The sequence below is a fragment of the Desertibacillus haloalkaliphilus genome (assembly GCF_019039105.1).
GTDB classification, from domain to species: Bacteria; Bacillota; Bacilli; order Bacillales; family KJ1-10-99; genus Desertibacillus; species Desertibacillus haloalkaliphilus.
In genome coordinates this window covers 1-378 of sequence record NZ_JAHPIV010000341.1, presented here as the reverse complement: position 1 = coordinate 378, position 378 = coordinate 1, and the positions used below count along the sequence as shown (strand labels likewise).

The window sequence follows — 378 nt, the reverse complement described above, 5'->3', positions numbered from 1 at the left end:
GTGTGGCGCGTGGTCAGTCGCAACCATATCAATCGTGCCGTCTAGCAATCCAGCAATCACCGCAGCGCGATCTTCTGGTGCACGTAGCGGTGGGTTCATCTTAAACAAGGCGTTGTCACCGTCAATGTCATTTTCGTCCAACAACAAGTGGTGTGGTGAAACTTCCGCTGTCACCTTCACGCCCATTTGCTTTCCCATACGAACCAAGGCAACTGATTCCTTCGTTGACAAGTGTGCCACGTGGTAATGCACACCGGCAGCCTTTGCCAATACCAAGTCACGCGCGAGTTGTGATGATTCAGCCAATGGGTTAATCCCTGGCAACCCAAGTTCTTCTGAGCGCTTACCAAGGTTCATCACCCCACCGTTCATCAAAGA

1 pseudogene is annotated in these 378 nt (G+C 51.9%); it reads right to left on the bottom strand.

Features of this window, described 5'->3' with window-relative positions:
* Window positions 1-378, bottom strand: a pseudogene (locus tag KH400_RS22240) (dihydroorotase); the annotation flags it as partial.